This is a genomic window from Microbacterium sp. NPDC055665 (genome assembly GCF_053618035.1).
Map to the genome: position 1 here is coordinate 18,857 of NZ_JBSHGY010000006.1, position 15,990 is coordinate 34,846.

The window sequence follows — 15,990 nt, forward strand, 5'->3', positions numbered from 1 at the left end:
GGCCCGGGCTCCATGAGGCGCACGAAGCTGGTCCTGGCCGTCGGCGCCGCGGCCGCACTCACCGTCGGCCTCTCGGCCTGCTCGATGGACACCGTGATCTGGGGAGCCGACGGCGCCGCGGTGATCCAGTCCACCGAAGGCCTGATCGATGCGGCGGCCTCCGGCGACGCCGACGTGTACGTCTGTGAGGGTCACGATCCGGAGCTGCGCGAGCCGGCCGACTGGGAAGGGCTATCGGCTGAGGAGCCGGAGCGTTTCGTCGCCGAGTACTGGCCGGACCAGGCCGTGCTGGATCCGGACTGGAGCATCAATCTCTCCCTCGGCGAGGAGCGGGTGGTCAGCGGCGAGGAGTACCCGGGAGACGTCTTCTACCGAGCGACGGATGACGGGCTGTGCCTGGTCGACGTCGCGTGGTGGACCGTCGAGGTCGAGGGCTGACGCTCTCCCGGCTGCGGGCTTCCGGGGCTCAGCGACGGTGCTCGAAGAACGTCCGCAGCAGTGCGGTCGCGGCGTCCGCTTCGATGCCGCCGATCACCTCGGCGCGGTAGGGCAGCCGCCGGTCGCGCAGCACGTCGTACATCGAGCCGGCCGCACCCGCCTTGTCGTCCCAGGCGCCGAAGATCACCCGACCGACGCGGGCCTGGAGGATCGCACCGGCGCACATGATGCACGGCTCGAGGGTCACGACCAGCGTGTGTCCCTCGAGATTCCAGGAGCCGACGGATGTCGCCGCCCGACGGAGCGCCTCGACCTCGGCGTGCCCGGTCGGATCGTTCGTGGCCTCGCGGGTGTTGCGGCCCTCGGCGACGATCCGCCCGACGGGGTCCAGCACCACGGCGCCGACGGGTATCTCCGACGCCGCAGCAGCCTCGGCCGCGAGCTCGAGGGCCCGCCGCATCGCGAGGTCGTCGGCAGCGGTCATGCGTCGAGCCTACGACAGCTGCCGATCGTGGCCGGAGACGACAGCCGACGGCCTCGATGTCGTTCCCGAAGGCGCGGCGCATTACCCTGTATCCATGCGCGTTCACGTGGCCGACCACCCTCTCATCACTCACAAGCTCTCGGTGCTGCGCGACGCGCGTACCCCCTCGCCGGTGTTCCGGCAGTTGACGGAGGAGCTCGTCACGCTGCTCGCGTACGAGGCGACCCGCAACGTGAAGGTGAGCCCGATCGAGATCACCACGCCGGTCACGACGACCACAGGGGTCAAGATCTCGGAGCCGCGCCCGATCGTGGTGCCCATCCTGCGGGCCGGCCTCGGCATGCTCGAAGGCCTCGTCAAGCTTCTTCCGACCGCCGAGGTCGGGTTCCTCGGAATGGTCCGCGACGAGACGACGTTCGAGCCCACGACCTACGCCGAGCGTCTCCCCGACGACCTCAGTGACCGTCAATGCTTCGCGATCGACCCGATGCTCGCCACCGGCGGCTCGCTCGCCGCAGCGATCCAGTTCCTGTTCGACCGCGGCGCGAAGGACGTCACCGCGATCTGCCTGCTGGGCACGCCCGAGGGTGTCGCCGCGATCGAGGCCATGGCCGGCGACCGCGATGTGACCCTTGTGCTCGGCGCACTCGACGAGCGTCTCGACGAGAAGGGCTACATCGTTCCCGGGCTCGGCGACGCGGGCGATCGCCTCTACGGCACGGTCTGACCCGACGCTGTCCCTCGCGCGGTCATGGGCTGCGCAGTCCTGGGCTGCGCGGTCATCGGCTGCGCGGTCATGGCCGCAGAGGCCGGCGGACCGCGCAATGCTCAGTCCGCTGCGCCGACCAGACGTGCGAAAGCGCTGAGGCGAGCGACCCCCTCCGGCGTATACGGAAGATCGTCGAGCAGCGCCGGCGAATGGATCAGGTAGGCGACCGCCTGAGCCCGCGAGATCGCCACGTTCAGTCGATTCTGCAGCAGGAGGAACTCCGGGCCGCGGGGTGCATCCCGCCCGCTGGAGGCCGCGAGCGACGTGATCGAGACGACCGCCTCCTTGCCTTGGAAGTTGTCCACCGTGCCGACCGGGACATCGTGATACCCCGCCTCCGCGAGCGCATCGAGCACCAGCTGACGCTGCGCGTTGTACGGCGTGACCACGATGATGTCGGCGGGCACCAGCGGCCTCGCCGACCGGGACGCGTCGTTGTCTGTGAAGGTGCGCCCGACCAGGTCGCGGACCAGCCGGACGACCTCCGCGGCCTCCTCGGGAGACTGCGTCGAGTTGCCACGATGCCGCAGCGGGATCACGTGCAGGCCGGCGTCGATCCCGTCGACCGACCGCAGCTCGGTGCCGGGGGCTGACGCCAGCTGCCCGGCGTAGGCGAGCTTCGATACCGGGGCCGCGACGAACGGATGCATCCGCCAGGAGCGCGCCAGGAAATAGCCGTACTCCGGCCGCACGACCGGGTCGCCGTCCATCACCCACCCGAGCGCGGAGGCGTCGACCGGTTCGGGGTGGGCGCCCTGGCTCACCTGTGGAAGCTGCTGCGGATCTCCGAGGAGCAGGAGCCTCCTCGCACCGGCGGCGACCGCGATGGTCGAGGCGAGCGAGAACTGACCGGCCTCGTCGATCACGAGCAGGTCGAGTCCGCCGCGGTCGACGCGCTGGGTGTTGCTGAAGTCCCAGGCCGTCCCGCCCACGACGGCACCCTCACCGGCGTGCTCGGAGAGGAACGACGCCATCCCGGTCTTCGGGATCGTCGTGTACGAGTGCTCCCCGTTCGGGTCTTTCGGGGCCTTGGCGACCTGAGCCGGTGCGACACCGTCGGCCACGACCCGCTCGAGCAGGGTCTCGATGATCGCGTGCGACTGCGCGACGACGCCGACCTTGAAGCCGTGCTCGTTCACGAGGCGCGCGATGACACGGGATCCCGTGTAGGTCTTCCCGGTTCCGGGAGGGCCCTGCACCGCGAGATAGCTGTCGTCGAGGTCGAGCACCCCGGACACGATCGCGTCGACCGTGTCGTCGCCGGCAGCGGTCAGCGGATTCCCCGACACGGTGCGCGGCGGAATCCGGCGGAGGATGTCGGTCGCGGCATCGTGCGGGAACCCCGGAGCTGCGGCATGCACCGCATCGGCCCACTCGTCGATCGCTCCCTGAAGAGACACGACACGCGGCGGCGCGGCTGGAGTGAGGGCGAGCGGCAGTTCGTCCCACGTCTGCCCCTGGACCGCCGATTCGGTGATGAGGTAACCGTCGTCGAGCACCTCCGCCACCGTGACGGTGTGCGGCACGTGCACTGCGCGCGAGGGGACCTCGGTGTCGAACGGCGCGGGAACACCGTAGAGCGCGAACGGCTGCGACCCGGCACCGAGAGTGGTGCCCGGTGACACCTCGCCGCGGATCTCGACGTCGCGGGACATCACCCGGCGCCCCTCTCCGATGCTCCAGTCGCGACGGACCGTCGAGGAGGGGCGGTCGACGCGCACCACGTCGCGCGTACCGTCCCACATCGTCACCGGCTCGCGCAGCCGCTGGAAATGCGACACCCAGAAGCTCTTCGCCTCGCGCGGGAAGTAGTCGATCGCGGCGGCGGCGAGGCGATGCACGAGCCCGTCGTCGCCCGCTTCGACGGCACGCTCGGCATCGGCGAGGAGCGCGACCGAGCGCGGCGACGGTTCGTAGATGACCTCGTCGGCCTCGTCCGGCGGCGCCGGTGTGACGCCCTCTTTGCGTGCGATGTCGATCAGCCAGTTGCGCAGGCGCCTGGTCGACACGCAGTCGTAGCGGTTGTAGTCGGCGAGGTCTGCCAGCACCGCGTCGGCCCCGGCCTGCTCCCCCGCAGCCGCGAGCTCACGAGCCGCGACGTACTGCACGATCGAGTCGTCGCCCTTCTGCACGTCGCTGGTCCGCACGTCTTCGCCCATGTACAGCGGCTCAAGTTTCTTGATCGAGTACGAACGCGAACCGACGCGCACCGTCCGCAGCACAAGCGGATACAGGTCGACGAACACGCCCTCGCGCAGCAGCCGATCCACCTCGCCCTCGCGCACACCATGCCGTGCTGCCATCGCCACCAGGTGCGAGGTCTCATAGGGCGCGTAGTGGTAGATGTGCATGCCGGGGTGGGCGATCCGGCGTGCATTCACGAAGTCGAGGAACGTCTCGAGCGCCCGCTTCTCGTCGGCGAAGGTGTGCGCCCACAGCGCCGAGTACTGGTCGGCGTTGTCGACCCAGCCGAAGAGGTAGTCGATGCCCCAGTGCCCTTCTCCGTCGGCGGCGGGCTCGGTGTAGAGAGGGTCTCCCTCGAAGTCGAAGAAGATGTCGCCGTGGCTGGGAAGCGGGAGGGTGTGGATCGCCGGTGCATAGTGCACGTCGTAGGTGGGCCGCCCCTCGGCATCGGCGAGCAGCTGCAGCCGCGCCTGGGCACGAAGGGTCTCGAACGTGTCGACATTCATGCCGGCCGGCGCCGCGGTAGCTTCGGCCAGGTCATCGATCGTCTCGATGCCGGATGCCCGCAGCCGCGCGCGCTGCACGGGACGCATCCGCGCCACCATCAGGAGATCCCGATGCGCGAGCACCTGCTCCTCGCAGGTCGCGCAGCGCCCGCAGGCCACGACCTGCAGATCGCCCCGATCGTCTCCCCAGGCGAGCGGCTCGCCGGTCGCCCCGTCGGCGATGCGACGGTCGGCGATGAGTGCCCGCAGCCGGGCCCGCCGCACCTGGAAGAGCGGGAGGAGGTCATCCACCTGATGCGTGCTGAGCGTGCCGTCGCCGAGGATGAGGTCGACCTCATCGGACCGCGGGATGCCGAGCCGGTCGAGCTGGTCGACGTATGCCGCGAGCTGCATGAGGGCGGTGACGCGGGCCTTGCGTGCCAGCTTGGAGTCCTGGACGCGCCACCGGCCGTCGTCGTCCTTGCGGAGGAAGTCGGCGAAACCGACGAACTCGTCGGTGGCGAAGGCCGCCTGGAACACCACGAGCGCGTCGGAGCGCAACGCCCTGACCGTCTCGTCGATCGCGGCCGCCAGCGCCTCGGCATCGACCGACGACACCTTCTCGATGCGGTGCACGCGCGCATCACCGAGGTCGTGGATGTACCGGGCCAGCACATTCTGCTCGTGCACGTCGCCGAGTTCGGCGGCACGCTTCAGGGTCGCGTCTTCCGGTTCCTCGACGGCGGACACCCGTCCCAGCTTCGCGTCGATCGCCCGACACCACGCGAACTCGCATTCGGCGGCCGCCTTGAGGTCGCTCGCGCTCCAGATGACGCGCTGCGCCTGAGTGTCGATCCGCACGATGCTCCCGTTCTGTCGGATGCTTCGACACTATCCGCGACATCAGACACGACGCGAAGCGGAGCACTCCCGCAGAGGCGAGCGGGCGGTCAGCGCCACCAGCTGTCGTCCGGGGTCACCGGGAGGTGTCGTTTGTGCTGCGTGGCGAGGTACCGCGCCTCGATGCGACCGGCGACCTCGGGGTCGACCGAACGCCCCTCGAGGAAGTCGTCGATCTGCTCGTAGGTGAGACCGAGTTCGTCCTCGTCGGCTCGACCGGGCTGGCCGTCGAGCAGGTCGGCCGTCGGCACCTTGAACGCGAGCCGATCCGGGGCGTCGAGGAACTGCAGGAGCGAGCGTCCCTGGCGTTTGGTGAGGCCGGACAGCGGGAGGATGTCGGCCGCGCCGTCGCCGAACTTCGTGTAGAAGCCCGTCACCGCCTCGGCCGCGTGGTCGGTGCCGATCACGAGAAGTCCGTCGTGGCCTGCGAGCGCGTACTGCGTGACCATCCGGACGCGCGCCTTGATGTTGCCGCGGTTGAAGTCGCTGATGTCGCTCGTGACCGCGAACTCGATGTCCTCCTCGACACCGTCGACGCCGTTCTGGATGTTGACCTCGACAGAGGCGTCCGGGGCGATGAAGGCGAGCGCGGCCTGAGCATCGTCGGCATCGTGCTGCACGCGGTACGGCAGACGCACGGCGAGGAACTTCGCCTCGCCGCCCTCGGCCCGCACCCGCTCGACGGCGAGCTGGGCCAGGCGACCGGCCAGCGTCGAGTCCTGCCCGCCGGAGATGCCGAGCACGTAGCCCTTCGCTCCGGTCGTGCGCAGGTAGTCGGCGAGGAAACCGATGCGACGCTCGGTCTCGGCTTCGGGGTCGATCTCGGCCCTGACGCCGAGGTCCTCAGAGATCTGCTGCTGCAACGACATGTGATCCTCCGCTCGTTTCCTGGACCCAGTATCTCCCTTCCGTGTTACGTCAGGGTGACGCCGCGGCGCTCGCATGCTCCTGTCAGTCTCGACCTGAGAGAATGTGGCAGTGAAACTTCTCGTCGCCGCGCTCGCATCCGAATTGTCCGCTTTCCCGGAGGAGCTCGACGGCTTCGACCGACTCGTGACCGGCCCCGGCAAGCTTCAGGCGACGTACGCCCTCACGCGTGCTCTCGACGCCAAGGTCTATGACGAGATCGTGGTCGTCGGCACCGCGGGCGCGATCGATCCCGATCTCGAGGCGACCGTCCACGAGGTCGGCACGGCGTTCCAGCACGACGTCACCGACCTCGACGGCGTCGCCGGTCAGCACGTCTCGCTGCCGGCGCGCGTCAGCACCGGGCACGACGGCGTCCTGATCGCCACCGGTGACCACTTCGTCGAGGACGCCGAGGTCACCGCTGTGATCCGCCCATCGGGAGCGGCGCTGGTCGACATGGAGACCTACGCCTACATCTGGGTCGCCGGCCAGTTCGGCGTGCCCATCCGCGTGTTCCGCGCCGTGTCCGACCAGGCCGAGGACGGCGCGTTGACCGACTGGCGCGAGGCCGTCGCCCGTTGCAGCGTGCAACTGCGCGATTTCATCCGCGCTGAGTACGGGGTCTGAAACGGCGGAGCGCGTCAGCTTGCACCTCGGCGCGCGGACCTCGGTTCAGCGCGCCTCGATGATGCTCGGACCGTTCGGCAGCGCCCGGACCGTGAGCTGAGCCGGGATCTGCTCCTGCATGGCCTCGACGTGACTGATGACTCCGACCGTCCTGCCGCCCTGGCGCAGTTCGTCGAGCGTGCGCATGGCCACATCGAGCGTGTCGCCGTCGAGCGATCCGAATCCCTCGTCGATGAAGAGCGTGTCGAGACGGATGCCGCCGGCCCGCGCCGTCACCACCTCGGCGAGGCCGAGTGCAAGCGCGAGCGACGTGAGGAAGGTCTCACCCCCGGACAGTGACTGCGGCGGCCGCGTCTGCCCCGTGAAGGCGTCGGAGACCACGATCCCGAGCCCCGAGGCGGCCCCTCGAGCCGCGAGCGCATCGGAGTGCTGCAGCTGGTAGCGGCCGGTCGACATGTCGTGCAGCCGCCGGTTCGCCGCTTCGACGATCTCTTCCAGCTCGGCCGCGAGGACGAATGTCTCGAGCGTCATCTTGCGGGTGTTGGCTCCGCGCCCGGCGATCGTGTCGGCGAGGTTCTGCAAGACCTCGAACGCAGCCGCATCTTCGGCGGTGCGCGCGTGCTCGGCGGCGGCGGAATCGATCAGGCTCCCGAGGCGTTCGGCGGTACCCGCAGCTCGGGCCGCCGCGTCGACCGCGTCGGTCCAGGTCGTGCGGGCTGCCACCGAAGCCTCCTCGACGGGAGTGACGTCGATCGGCTCTTCGGGGAGCGTCCGCAACTCCAGGTCGAAGAGGATCGCTCGCTCTTTCTCCCGCTGCACGGCATGCTCGCCGATCCGCTGGTCGAGAGCCTCCTGCGCCGTTGCCGACCGAAGAGCGTGCTCGGCGGCAGTCGCATCGTCGAACGGCGAGTCGGCGAGCGCCGCATCCCGCTCGGCCTCCGCTTCGGCGAGCGCCTGCGCCCTCCGCAGACGTTCGGCGGTCGCCTGGGCGACCGCCCGGGCGGCAGAGATCCGTGCGGCCATGTCGGCAAGGCGCTCGGCGACCGTGTCGAACGTGCCTCGCGCCTCGGTGATCAGCTCGCGGGCCTCCGCGCTCCGCTGCCGCAGCAGAGCGTGCTGCTCCCGCGCATGAGCGAGGGCCGCCACGCTCTCGGTCTTCTCGGCGTCGAGCTGTGCGACCCGGTCGACGAGCTCACTCAGTCGCGTGTCGAGCGCCTTCTGTTCGTCGGCGGCGGCGAGGCTCCGCGCGTGCGCCGCCGCAGCCGCTTCATACTCCGTGTCGGCCTGCTCGATGTCCCGCTCATCGGCGCGCGCGGTGGCGGCCGCCAGCTCGGCGCGCAGGGTCGACGACACCGAGGAGAGTTCACGCTCCCGCTGCGCCGCGACGTCTCGGGCATTCTCCGCTTCGGCGATGTCTTCGGGTGAGACGGGATCGGCGTGCGTGGCAGGAGCCGGATGCTCGAGTGAACCGCAGACAGGACACGGCTGGTCGGCACGCAGGCTCGACGCGAGTTCGCCGGACATCCCGTCGATCCGACGCTGGCGCAGCTGTGCGAGGTTCGTCTGCGCGGTGGCGTGCACGGCGGTGGCGTCGGCGAGCTCGACCTCGGTCAAGGCCAGCGCCGTCTGTAGCCGCTGCGCCTCGCGGGCAGCCGTCCGTCGCGCGTCCGCTTCCTCCTGGGCCGCTCGGGCATCGCCCGCCCGGTCGGCGAGGCGGCGCTTCTGATCGCGTTCCGCCGTCAGCGCGGTGATCGCGGAGGGGAGGTCTGTGCGCTCCGCCTCTCCGGCTTCGAGACGCGCGGTCGCCGCGGCTACGGCCTCCTCGGCGGACAGCAGCTCGGCCTCGAGCGCTGGCACCTGCCCCTCGAGCTCACGCGCCCGCTCCCAGGATCCGCTCTCCCTGGTGCGGTCGGCCACCCAGGCCTCGAGGTCGCCGTCGACGGAGACCTCCCACGCCTCCCACACCCCTCGTGCCCGCTGCTCGTCTTCGGACGCGCGGGCGAGCGCCGTCTGCGCGCGGGCCGCGGCAGTGATCGTCGACCGCACCGCCGCAGCGGCACGCGCGGCCGCGAACTCGGCACGGGCAGCATCGATCGACGGCGCCTCGGCATCCAGCCGCTCCAGCGCTGCCCGGGCGCGATCGCGTTCCCGCTGGGCGTGCTGCTCTTCTCGCACCGTGGCGAGCGCCGCGTCGGCATCAGCCGCACGCTTCTCCGCCTCCGCCCGTTCCGAGGCTCGGCGCTCCGCCCGATAGTCGGCACGCGCCCTCGCGCGCCGGAGGGCTTCGAGGCGATCGTCGACCGGCTGGGGTCCGGACGCCGCCGTGTCGTCGGCCGGCGCTGTCCCGTCGTCGGAGTCGCCGAAGAGCCCGCTCGCCACCACGAGCTGCTCGGCCTCGTCGATACGCGCATTCACCGTCGCGAGCCGGGCACCGAGTGTCTGTTCCGCCTCCCGGCGACGCTCGTCGAAACGCGCCTGCACGTCTTCGAACCGCTGCGTGCCGAACAGTCGCCGCAACAGTGCCTGGCGGTCTCTGCTGCCCGCGAGCAGGAACTCGGAGAATCGGTTCTGCGCGAGCAGGATCACCTGGAGGAACTGCTCGCGACTGAGCTGCAGGATCTCGTCGAGCTCGTTCCCCACATCGACCGCCCGAGCGGCACGACCGATCCAACCGGCGTCGGTCCACTCGTCGAGGGCGACGGCCGATGCCTGCTTGGTCATGCCGCCACCGCGTTTGGCAGGACGCAGGTACTCCGGCGAGCGTGTCACGCGGAAGCGGCCCGCCGGAGTGCTGAACTCGACCACCACCTCCGACGGATCATCGGGCTCGCAGTGATCGCTGCGCAGCCGCTTCTCGCCGCCGTCGTAGCGAGGCACGCCGCCGTAGAGCCCGAAGCACACGGCGTCGAGGATGCTCGATTTGCCGGCCCCCGTGCGGCCGGCGATCAGGAAGATGCCGTCGTCGGCGAAGGCATCGAAGTCGACGACCTGCCGCGAACGGAAGGGACCGAAGCCCTCGACCTCCAGGCGATGGAGACGCATCTAGACGAGTGCCTCCGCGCGCACGCGCTCATCGAGCACCGCGCGGATCAGTTCGTGCTCGACTGCGGTGGGCCCACGACCTGCCCGCACGTGCTCGAGGAACGCCTCGATACGGTCGGCGTCGGTGACGGCGGTGCGCAGCCGCTGCACGTACGACTTCTCTTCCACCTCGGCGACAGCCGCCGGCTGATGCTGCACCATCGCGCAGTGGGGATAGCTCTCCCGCAGACGCCGCATCGGCTCGGACTGCGGCACCGCATCCGTGTAGACGGCGCAGACCCAGTCGTCGGCGTGCTCGGCGACCATGTCGGCTGCGAGGATCTCTTCGAGCGAGCCCGTGAGCGTGACGAGTCGACGCGGGACGGGCAGCTCGAGCCACTCGACTGCGGCGAGTCCCTCGGCATCGAGCTCGACCAGCCAGGATCCGCGCGGCTTGTGCTGCTCGCCGAAACTGTAGTGCAGCGGAGCGCCGGCGTACCGGACGCGCTCGCTGATCTGCTGCCGCCCGTGGATGTGTCCGAGCGCGACGTAGTCGGGGCCGTCGAAGACGCTCAGCGGCACGACGTCGAGTCCGCCCTGGCGCACCTCGCGCTCGAGGCCGGCGGTCGCGTCGACACCCGCCGCGAAGCAGTGCGCGATCGCCACCGAACGCCCCTCGTGCTCGCGCATACTGGCGCGGACCAGATCCATCGCGTGAGCCATGGTCTGCGCCTGCGTACGCAGCTGCCGCCCCGAGCTGTCGCCCTCGGGCCAGTGCTGACGGACGATCGCCGGTTCGAGATAGGGGATGCCGAAGAAGTGCACCGGCCCCTCGGCGTCGGCGATGGTGACCGGCAGACCGACCGCGAGCGGATCGGTGAGCACGTGGATGCCCTCGCGGAGCAGACGGGCCTGGAAGCCGAGCCGCGCGGCCGAGTCGTGGTTGCCGCTCGTGACGATGACGCGGGCGCCCGTCTCGTGCAGTGACACCAGAGCATCGCCGAGCAGCGTGTAGGCGGCGCCCGAGGGGGTCGCGGAGTCGAAGACGTCGCCCGCGACGACGACCACGTCGACCTCGTTCTCGCGAACCTGCTCCGTGAGCGCCCCGAGCACCTCGGCGAGCGCGTCCATGGTCGAGTTGCCATGGAACGTCCGGCCGATGTGCCAGTCGGAGGTGTGCAGGATTCGCATACTCACACGGTACGAACACCCTCGGACATTACGTCCGAGGCGTGCCGCGGCATCCGTTCCCCGGGGCGGGAATCAGGCGATCTGCGCCCGGACGGATGCCGCGGCCACGGCTCAGTGCGCGGCGAGGGACCGCTCGCCCTGCATCGGCATCAGCTCCTCCTTGGTGCCTCGCACCAGGAACACCGCGATCACGGAGGCTGCGACCATGAAGACCGCCGCGGCGATGAACGTCCACCCGTACGCATCGGTAAGCTGCGACGGCGCCAGCTCACCCTGGGCGTGTCCGCCCACGGCGGCGGCGTACACGGCGGTGAACACCGAGAGTCCGATCGACCCTCCGATCTGCATCGCCGAGTTCGCCATGGCGGACGCGACGCCGGCATCGTGCGGAGCCACCCCCGACAGCGCCAGGTTCTGCAGCGGGATGAAGATGAACGCCATCCCGACGCCGAGCGCCACCAGCGCAGGGGCGACCTGCACGAGGTACGCGCCGTCCGGGGTGATGCCCGAGAGGTACACCATCCCCGCGGCGGCGAGCAGCGGGCCGACGATCAGCATCGGTCGCGGCCCGATCACCGGAAGCAGCCGGGTCGCGATCGGCGCGATGATCATGGTCGCGATCGGCAGGGGCAGCGTGGCGAGCCCCGCCGGGAACGCGCCCATGCCGAGCACGAACTGCAGGTGGAACGTGAGGTACATCGTGGCGCCGATCATGATCGCCCCGGCGACGCCCTGGATGAGGAACGCCCCACCCCGGACGCGATCGGCGACGATCCGCAACGGTAGCAGCGGCTGTGCGACCCGGCTCTCGATCCAGACGAAGAGCGCGAGCAGGACGACCCCGAGCACCAGGAACGAGATCGTCAGCGGATCACCCCATCCGTGCTCGGCGAGACTGAACCCGTAGACGAGCGCTCCGAGCCCGAGGGTCACCGTGATGGTGCCCCAGACGTCGTACCGGTTCTCACCCTCGGCCTTGCTCTCGGTGAGGAAGAGGGCACCGCCGATGAGACCGACCACCACGAAGAAGACGTTCACGAAGAGACACCAGCGCCAGTCGGCGAACTCGGTGAGCAGCCCTCCGAGCAGGAGGCCGACCGCGGCTCCCGTTCCGGCGACGGTCCCGAACACGGCGAAGGCGGTGTTCCGGTCGCGGCCGGAGGGGAACGTCACCGTCAGCAGAGCCAGCGCCGCCGGGGCGAGCAGCGCGGCGAAGACCCCCTGGAGCCCGCGCGCGAGGATGAGTTCCCAGCCCTGCTGTGCGAATCCGCCGTACAGCGACGCCGCCCCGAATCCGATCATGCCGATCATGAAGATGCGCTTGCGCCCGATGTAGTCGGCGAGGCGTCCGCCGAAGAGCAGGAGCGCGCCGAACGCCAGCGCGTAGGCGGTGACGACCCACTGCCGCTGCCCGTCGGAGAGGCCGAGAGCGGCCTGGGCCCGCGGGAGCGCGATGCTCACGATGGTGCCGTCGAGCACCACGACGAGCTGAGTGAGGGAGATGACGATGAGTGCCCACCACCGGGAATGTGGATGGGCGCGCAGGGACGAAGACATGGAAAAACCTCCGGTGTCTGATGAGGATGCCGGAGGTTTCGAGCCTCGGATCAGCGCGTACCTGGACGCCTGACCACCTCAGCCAACGGGGCTGAGCAGAACTCCATTCTATCGCATGATGTTCGAGGAGGAAGCGGAAGGTCCCCTGACCCACCCTCGTCGCGACGATCGACACGCGGTGATGCGAGATGCGCTGTGCACCATCACCTGTGCGGCGTGCGGGGCTGCGCGATGCGATATCAGGGCTGCCCTCCGCCCAACAGGTGCCGGCTTGCCCCGCCGGCTGAGGGTTGTGCCCGCTTCGTCGCGACTACCGACTTCCGCTCTCCTCCTCGAGGTCGTTCGCCCAGTTCGCCTGCTGGATCCGGTTGTCGAGCTCGCGCAACTCCTGTGCGACGGCGTCGGCCCTCGATCGCAGCTGCGCGACCGGCAGCGCCGAGACCTGCCGCAGCTCCGACCTCATCTGGCGCAGGTACTGGTCGTTCGAGCCGGATGCCGCGGCCGCCGCGTCCGTCAGCACGGAGTGGCGCAGACGCAGCACATCGCGGGCGGCGAGCGCATCCGTCATCGTGCCGTCGGCACCGAGGTCGAGCCGCGCGTTGGTCGCGTTGATGCGACGGATCAGGTCGCGCAGCTGGGTCAGCGCGGCGTCCGCTTCGACGATGAGCGCCGCGGCGTCCTCGGCCGGCTCCTCACCCTCCTGGTAGCGGGCGTTCGCGACGATGCGGGCGCGCAGCTGCTCGATGCGGCGCTGCAGATCGGCGCGTGCGGTGAGGGCCTCAGCGAGTTTCATGGGCCCATCCTCGCAGCAGCGGGCCGTAACACGGCGTCATAATGCACGCGAGTCAACGCGAGCGCAGCAGCGGCGCGTGCTCGGGGTGCGCTGCGAACCAGTCGGCGACGTACCAGCAGACGGCGTCGACCTTGCGGTCGCCGCGCTCCTCGATGTCGGCGACGGCCCCCTCGACGACCTTCCCGGCATAGCCGTGGCCGCGGAAAGTCGGGACGGTGAAGGCCCTGGTGAGGGCGATCGTGTGTCCGTCGTCGCGGTAGTCGAGAACGCTCACGAGCTTTCCGTCGCGCATGAGCGTGTAGCGCGACGCGTCCTTCTCGTCGGTCAGGATGAAGCCGCCGACGGTGTGCGAGATCGTCATCCGAGCAACGTTACGCCCGCTCGCGGACGCCCGGGCGTTTTGACATGGGCGGTCACGATCGGACATAATCCCCCCATGACCACCAACGCAAGCCCTTTGTCCGCCCAGGAGGCGAACAGGACTGCCGGGATGATGATGCCCGGTCGCGTTGGCATGTGTTGCCGAATGTGTCGCTGAACGAACAGCCACCCCGCCTGACCTGACGCCTCGCCATCTGCGAGGGCAGAGTCACCGAGCATCCACCCTTTGCTCGCTTCCCGGCTCCGCCGGTCATTCATGCAACGCATCAGAGCCCCGCTCGATCCGGGCTCACGTCCTGAGGACTCATCATCATGTCGAACACCGCACTTCTCGAGCGTCCCGCCACCACCGCCGCGATCCGCACGCAGCCCGAGACCGCTGCCCCCCTGGCCGCCGCCGGCGCCGATCTGCCCGCCGTCCGCTCGCCCCGCGGCTTCGCCCTCTATGTCGGACTCGACGAGATCAAGGCAGCCGAAGCCGGAGTCAGCCTCCCCCTCCTCGTCGACGCGCTGCGTCGCACCCTCGCCGAACTCGCACCGGGTGCCGAGACGCACGCCACGGTCGCCCTCGCCCCGCACGGCTCCGGAGGCCGCGACCTCGACGTCGTCCGCCTCGCCCTCCAGGAGCCGGGTGCGATCGCCCGCACCAAGGCCGCCGCCGAAGAGGACGTCGTGGAAGAGGAGACGGGCGTCACCGTCGACATCTCCCGCAAGCGCGTGCTCATCGACGGAGAGTCCGCGGCCTTCACCTACAAGGAGTTCGAGCTGCTGCAGTACCTGGTGCTCCGCGAGGGACGCACCATCGAGCGCAGCGAATTGGTCTCGGCGCTCTGGCAGGCACAGGACGACGAGACGCCCGGCGAGCGCACGATCGACGTGCACGTCCGCCGCCTTCGCGCCAAGCTCGGCCGCTACGAGGACATCGTCCGTACCGTGCGCGGCATCGGGTACCGGTTCGACCGTCACGCCGACGTCGTCATCCGCTACGGCCACGGCACCCCCTCGCCCGACCGCTTCTGAGCGCCCTCGGGTCCGTGTCAGGGCCGGCGCGTAGGGTGGGCGCATGACCCTGATCGAGCATCCTGCGACGACCGACGCCGCGTCTGCGGATGGTCGCAGTGAGACCGTTTACCGGCCTCCGCACCCGCTCGATCTCCGACGCACGGTCGGCATGCTCCGACGCGGTGGCACCGACCCGACGATGGTCATCGACGGCCCCGTCATCTGGCGCGCCATGCGCACGCCGCTCGGGCCCGCGACACTCGCCCTGCGCATGTCGGGCGAAGAGGTCAGGGCCGCGGCCTGGGGCCCCGGAGCCGAACACGCGCTCTCACTCGTGCCCGCCCTCTGCGGTGCCCACGACGATGCCGGGGACTTCGATGCGTCGCGGCATCCCCTCATCGCCGATTCCGCGCGCCGACACCCGGGCCTGCGGCTCGCCCGCACCGACGAGGTGTTCGACGCTCTCGCGTGCGCGATCATCGAGCAGAAGGTCACCGGCATGCAGGCCTTCGGCGCCTGGCGCTGGCTGGTCTCGCGCTTCGGCGAGCGCGCACCCGGTCCGACGCCGCGACCGATGTTCGCTGCTCCCGCTCCCGAGCAGTGGTACCGCATCCCGTCCTGGGCCTGGCACCGCGCCGGGGTCGAACCGCCGCAGTCCCGCACCATCGTGCGCGCGGCCGAGCGCGGCGACCGCATCGCCCGCGCTGTGCACGCGGCTGCTCCCACGGGCGCTGACCGCGACCGTGTGCTCACCAGCCTGCCGGGTGTCGGCGTCTGGACGGCGGCGGAGACCCGTATCCGCGCCCTGGGCGATCCCGATGCGGTCAGCGTCGGCGACTATCACCTCGCCCACGAGGTCGGCTACGCGCTGACGGGCAAACGCACCGACGACGAGGGGATGCTCGAGCTCCTCGCACCTTGGGCGGGTCAACGGCAGCGCGTCGTGCGCCTCATCTTCGCCAGCGGTGTTCAGGAGCCGCGCCGGGGGCCCCGTCTCGCGCCCGAAGACCATCGCCACCGCTGACGCCGCCACCTATGCTGGTGCCATGTCCCGTTCTGCGCTGCGCATCTCCATCACCGTCGGCCTGCTCATCGTCGGCGTCGTGGTCGGGCTGATCTTCCAGAACGTCTGGCTCGGCGTGCTGCTGGCTGCCATCGTCTGGCTGGGATGGTTCCTCGGATACGAGTCGCGCCGAGGCAACAACGCCGGCGTCAACGACGAGGACCACGGCATCGAGCTCTGAGAGCA

14 protein-coding genes are annotated in these 15,990 nt (G+C 70.1%); 6 read left to right on the forward strand and 8 right to left on the reverse strand.

What is annotated here, in order from left to right; genetic code table 11:
- Positions 1-12: 12 nt before the first annotated feature.
- The gene (locus tag ACWGO6_RS14205) at positions 13-438 is read left to right on the forward strand and encodes a hypothetical protein (protein ID WP_136042982.1); all 426 of its coding nucleotides are present in this window, start codon (positions 13-15) and stop codon (positions 436-438) included.
- 28 nt (positions 439-466) lie between these two features.
- Here ACWGO6_RS14205 and ACWGO6_RS14210 read toward each other — a convergent pair whose 3' ends face one another.
- A complete protein-coding gene (locus tag ACWGO6_RS14210; RefSeq protein ID WP_136042983.1) occupies positions 467-922 on the reverse strand; it encodes a nucleoside deaminase in 456 nt (151 codons plus the stop codon).
- Positions 923-1,016: 94 nt separating this feature from the next.
- Between ACWGO6_RS14210 and upp the strand changes: the two genes are divergently transcribed.
- A complete protein-coding gene (upp, locus tag ACWGO6_RS14215) occupies positions 1,017-1,649 on the forward strand; it encodes a uracil phosphoribosyltransferase (protein WP_021198071.1) in 633 nt (210 codons plus the stop codon).
- Positions 1,650-1,750: 101 nt separating this feature from the next.
- On the opposite strand, the gene ACWGO6_RS14220 is transcribed toward upp, so the two are convergent.
- Positions 1,751-5,221, reverse strand: a complete 3,471-nt coding sequence (locus ACWGO6_RS14220) for a TM0106 family RecB-like putative nuclease (protein WP_452327010.1) — start codon at positions 5,219-5,221, stop codon at positions 1,751-1,753.
- An 89-nt stretch (positions 5,222-5,310) separates the two neighbouring features.
- Complete coding sequence (gene nadE, locus ACWGO6_RS14225; RefSeq protein ID WP_136042985.1) at positions 5,311-6,129, reverse strand: ammonia-dependent NAD(+) synthetase; 819 nt, start codon at positions 6,127-6,129, stop codon at positions 5,311-5,313.
- A gap of 109 nt (positions 6,130-6,238) precedes the next feature.
- Between nadE and ACWGO6_RS14230 the strand changes: the two genes are divergently transcribed.
- Complete coding sequence (locus ACWGO6_RS14230; RefSeq protein ID WP_136042987.1) at positions 6,239-6,796, forward strand: phosphorylase family protein; 558 nt, start codon at positions 6,239-6,241, stop codon at positions 6,794-6,796.
- A 45-nt stretch (positions 6,797-6,841) separates the two neighbouring features.
- On the opposite strand, the gene ACWGO6_RS14235 is transcribed toward ACWGO6_RS14230, so the two are convergent.
- From ACWGO6_RS14235 to ACWGO6_RS14255, 5 genes are all read right to left on the reverse strand, one after another.
- Complete coding sequence (locus tag ACWGO6_RS14235; protein WP_452327011.1) at positions 6,842-9,838, reverse strand: AAA family ATPase; 2,997 nt, start codon at positions 9,836-9,838, stop codon at positions 6,842-6,844.
- Positions 9,839-11,008, reverse strand: coding sequence for an exonuclease SbcCD subunit D (locus tag ACWGO6_RS14240; protein ID WP_136042990.1), 1,170 nt, complete (start codon positions 11,006-11,008; stop codon positions 9,839-9,841). It lies immediately after the preceding gene.
- Between the two features lie 111 nt (positions 11,009-11,119).
- Positions 11,120-12,565 (reverse strand): MFS transporter, encoded by a 1,446-nt coding sequence (locus ACWGO6_RS14245; protein WP_136042992.1) that lies wholly within the window; start codon positions 12,563-12,565, stop codon positions 11,120-11,122.
- 310 nt (positions 12,566-12,875) lie between these two features.
- A complete protein-coding gene (locus ACWGO6_RS14250) occupies positions 12,876-13,358 on the reverse strand; it encodes a DIP1984 family protein (protein WP_136042994.1) in 483 nt (160 codons plus the stop codon).
- A gap of 52 nt (positions 13,359-13,410) precedes the next feature.
- A complete protein-coding gene (locus ACWGO6_RS14255; RefSeq protein WP_136042995.1) occupies positions 13,411-13,719 on the reverse strand; it encodes a GNAT family N-acetyltransferase in 309 nt (102 codons plus the stop codon).
- 332 nt (positions 13,720-14,051) lie between these two features.
- Here ACWGO6_RS14255 and ACWGO6_RS14260 point away from each other — a divergent pair, with 332 nt between their 5' ends.
- Genes ACWGO6_RS14260 through ACWGO6_RS14270 form a run of 3 tightly spaced genes read left to right on the forward strand, consistent with a single transcriptional unit; the run spans position 14,052 to position 15,985 of the window.
- Positions 14,052-14,759, forward strand: a complete 708-nt coding sequence (locus tag ACWGO6_RS14260; protein WP_136042997.1) for a winged helix-turn-helix domain-containing protein — start codon at positions 14,052-14,054, stop codon at positions 14,757-14,759.
- A gap of 43 nt (positions 14,760-14,802) precedes the next feature.
- On the forward strand, positions 14,803-15,765 hold the full coding sequence (locus ACWGO6_RS14265; protein ID WP_136042998.1) for a DNA-3-methyladenine glycosylase family protein: 963 nt from the start codon (positions 14,803-14,805) through the stop codon (positions 15,763-15,765).
- A gap of 22 nt (positions 15,766-15,787) precedes the next feature.
- Positions 15,788-15,985, forward strand: a complete 198-nt coding sequence (locus tag ACWGO6_RS14270; protein WP_136043000.1) for a hypothetical protein — start codon at positions 15,788-15,790, stop codon at positions 15,983-15,985.
- Positions 15,986-15,990 lie beyond the last annotated feature (5 nt).

Coding starts and splice junctions, on each gene's coding strand:
- ACWGO6_RS14205 (WP_136042982.1), top strand. CDS start 13: ATGAGGCGCACGAAGCTGGTCCTGGCCGTCGGCGCCGCGGCCGCACTC.
- ACWGO6_RS14210 (WP_136042983.1), bottom strand. CDS start 922: ATGACCGCTGCCGACGACCTCGCGATGCGGCGGGCCCTCGAGCTCGCG.
- upp (WP_021198071.1), top strand. CDS start 1,017: ATGCGCGTTCACGTGGCCGACCACCCTCTCATCACTCACAAGCTCTCG.
- nadE (WP_136042985.1), bottom strand. CDS start 6,129: ATGTCGTTGCAGCAGCAGATCTCTGAGGACCTCGGCGTCAGGGCCGAG.
- ACWGO6_RS14235 (WP_452327011.1), bottom strand. CDS start 9,838: ATGCGTCTCCATCGCCTGGAGGTCGAGGGCTTCGGTCCCTTCCGTTCG.
- ACWGO6_RS14240 (WP_136042990.1), bottom strand. CDS start 11,008: ATGCGAATCCTGCACACCTCCGACTGGCACATCGGCCGGACGTTCCAT.
- ACWGO6_RS14245 (WP_136042992.1), bottom strand. CDS start 12,565: ATGTCTTCGTCCCTGCGCGCCCATCCACATTCCCGGTGGTGGGCACTC.
- ACWGO6_RS14250 (WP_136042994.1), bottom strand. CDS start 13,358: ATGAAACTCGCTGAGGCCCTCACCGCACGCGCCGATCTGCAGCGCCGC.
- ACWGO6_RS14255 (WP_136042995.1), bottom strand. CDS start 13,719: ATGACGATCTCGCACACCGTCGGCGGCTTCATCCTGACCGACGAGAAG.
- ACWGO6_RS14260 (WP_136042997.1), top strand. CDS start 14,052: ATGTCGAACACCGCACTTCTCGAGCGTCCCGCCACCACCGCCGCGATC.
- ACWGO6_RS14265 (WP_136042998.1), top strand. CDS start 14,803: ATGACCCTGATCGAGCATCCTGCGACGACCGACGCCGCGTCTGCGGAT.
- ACWGO6_RS14270 (WP_136043000.1), top strand. CDS start 15,788: ATGTCCCGTTCTGCGCTGCGCATCTCCATCACCGTCGGCCTGCTCATC.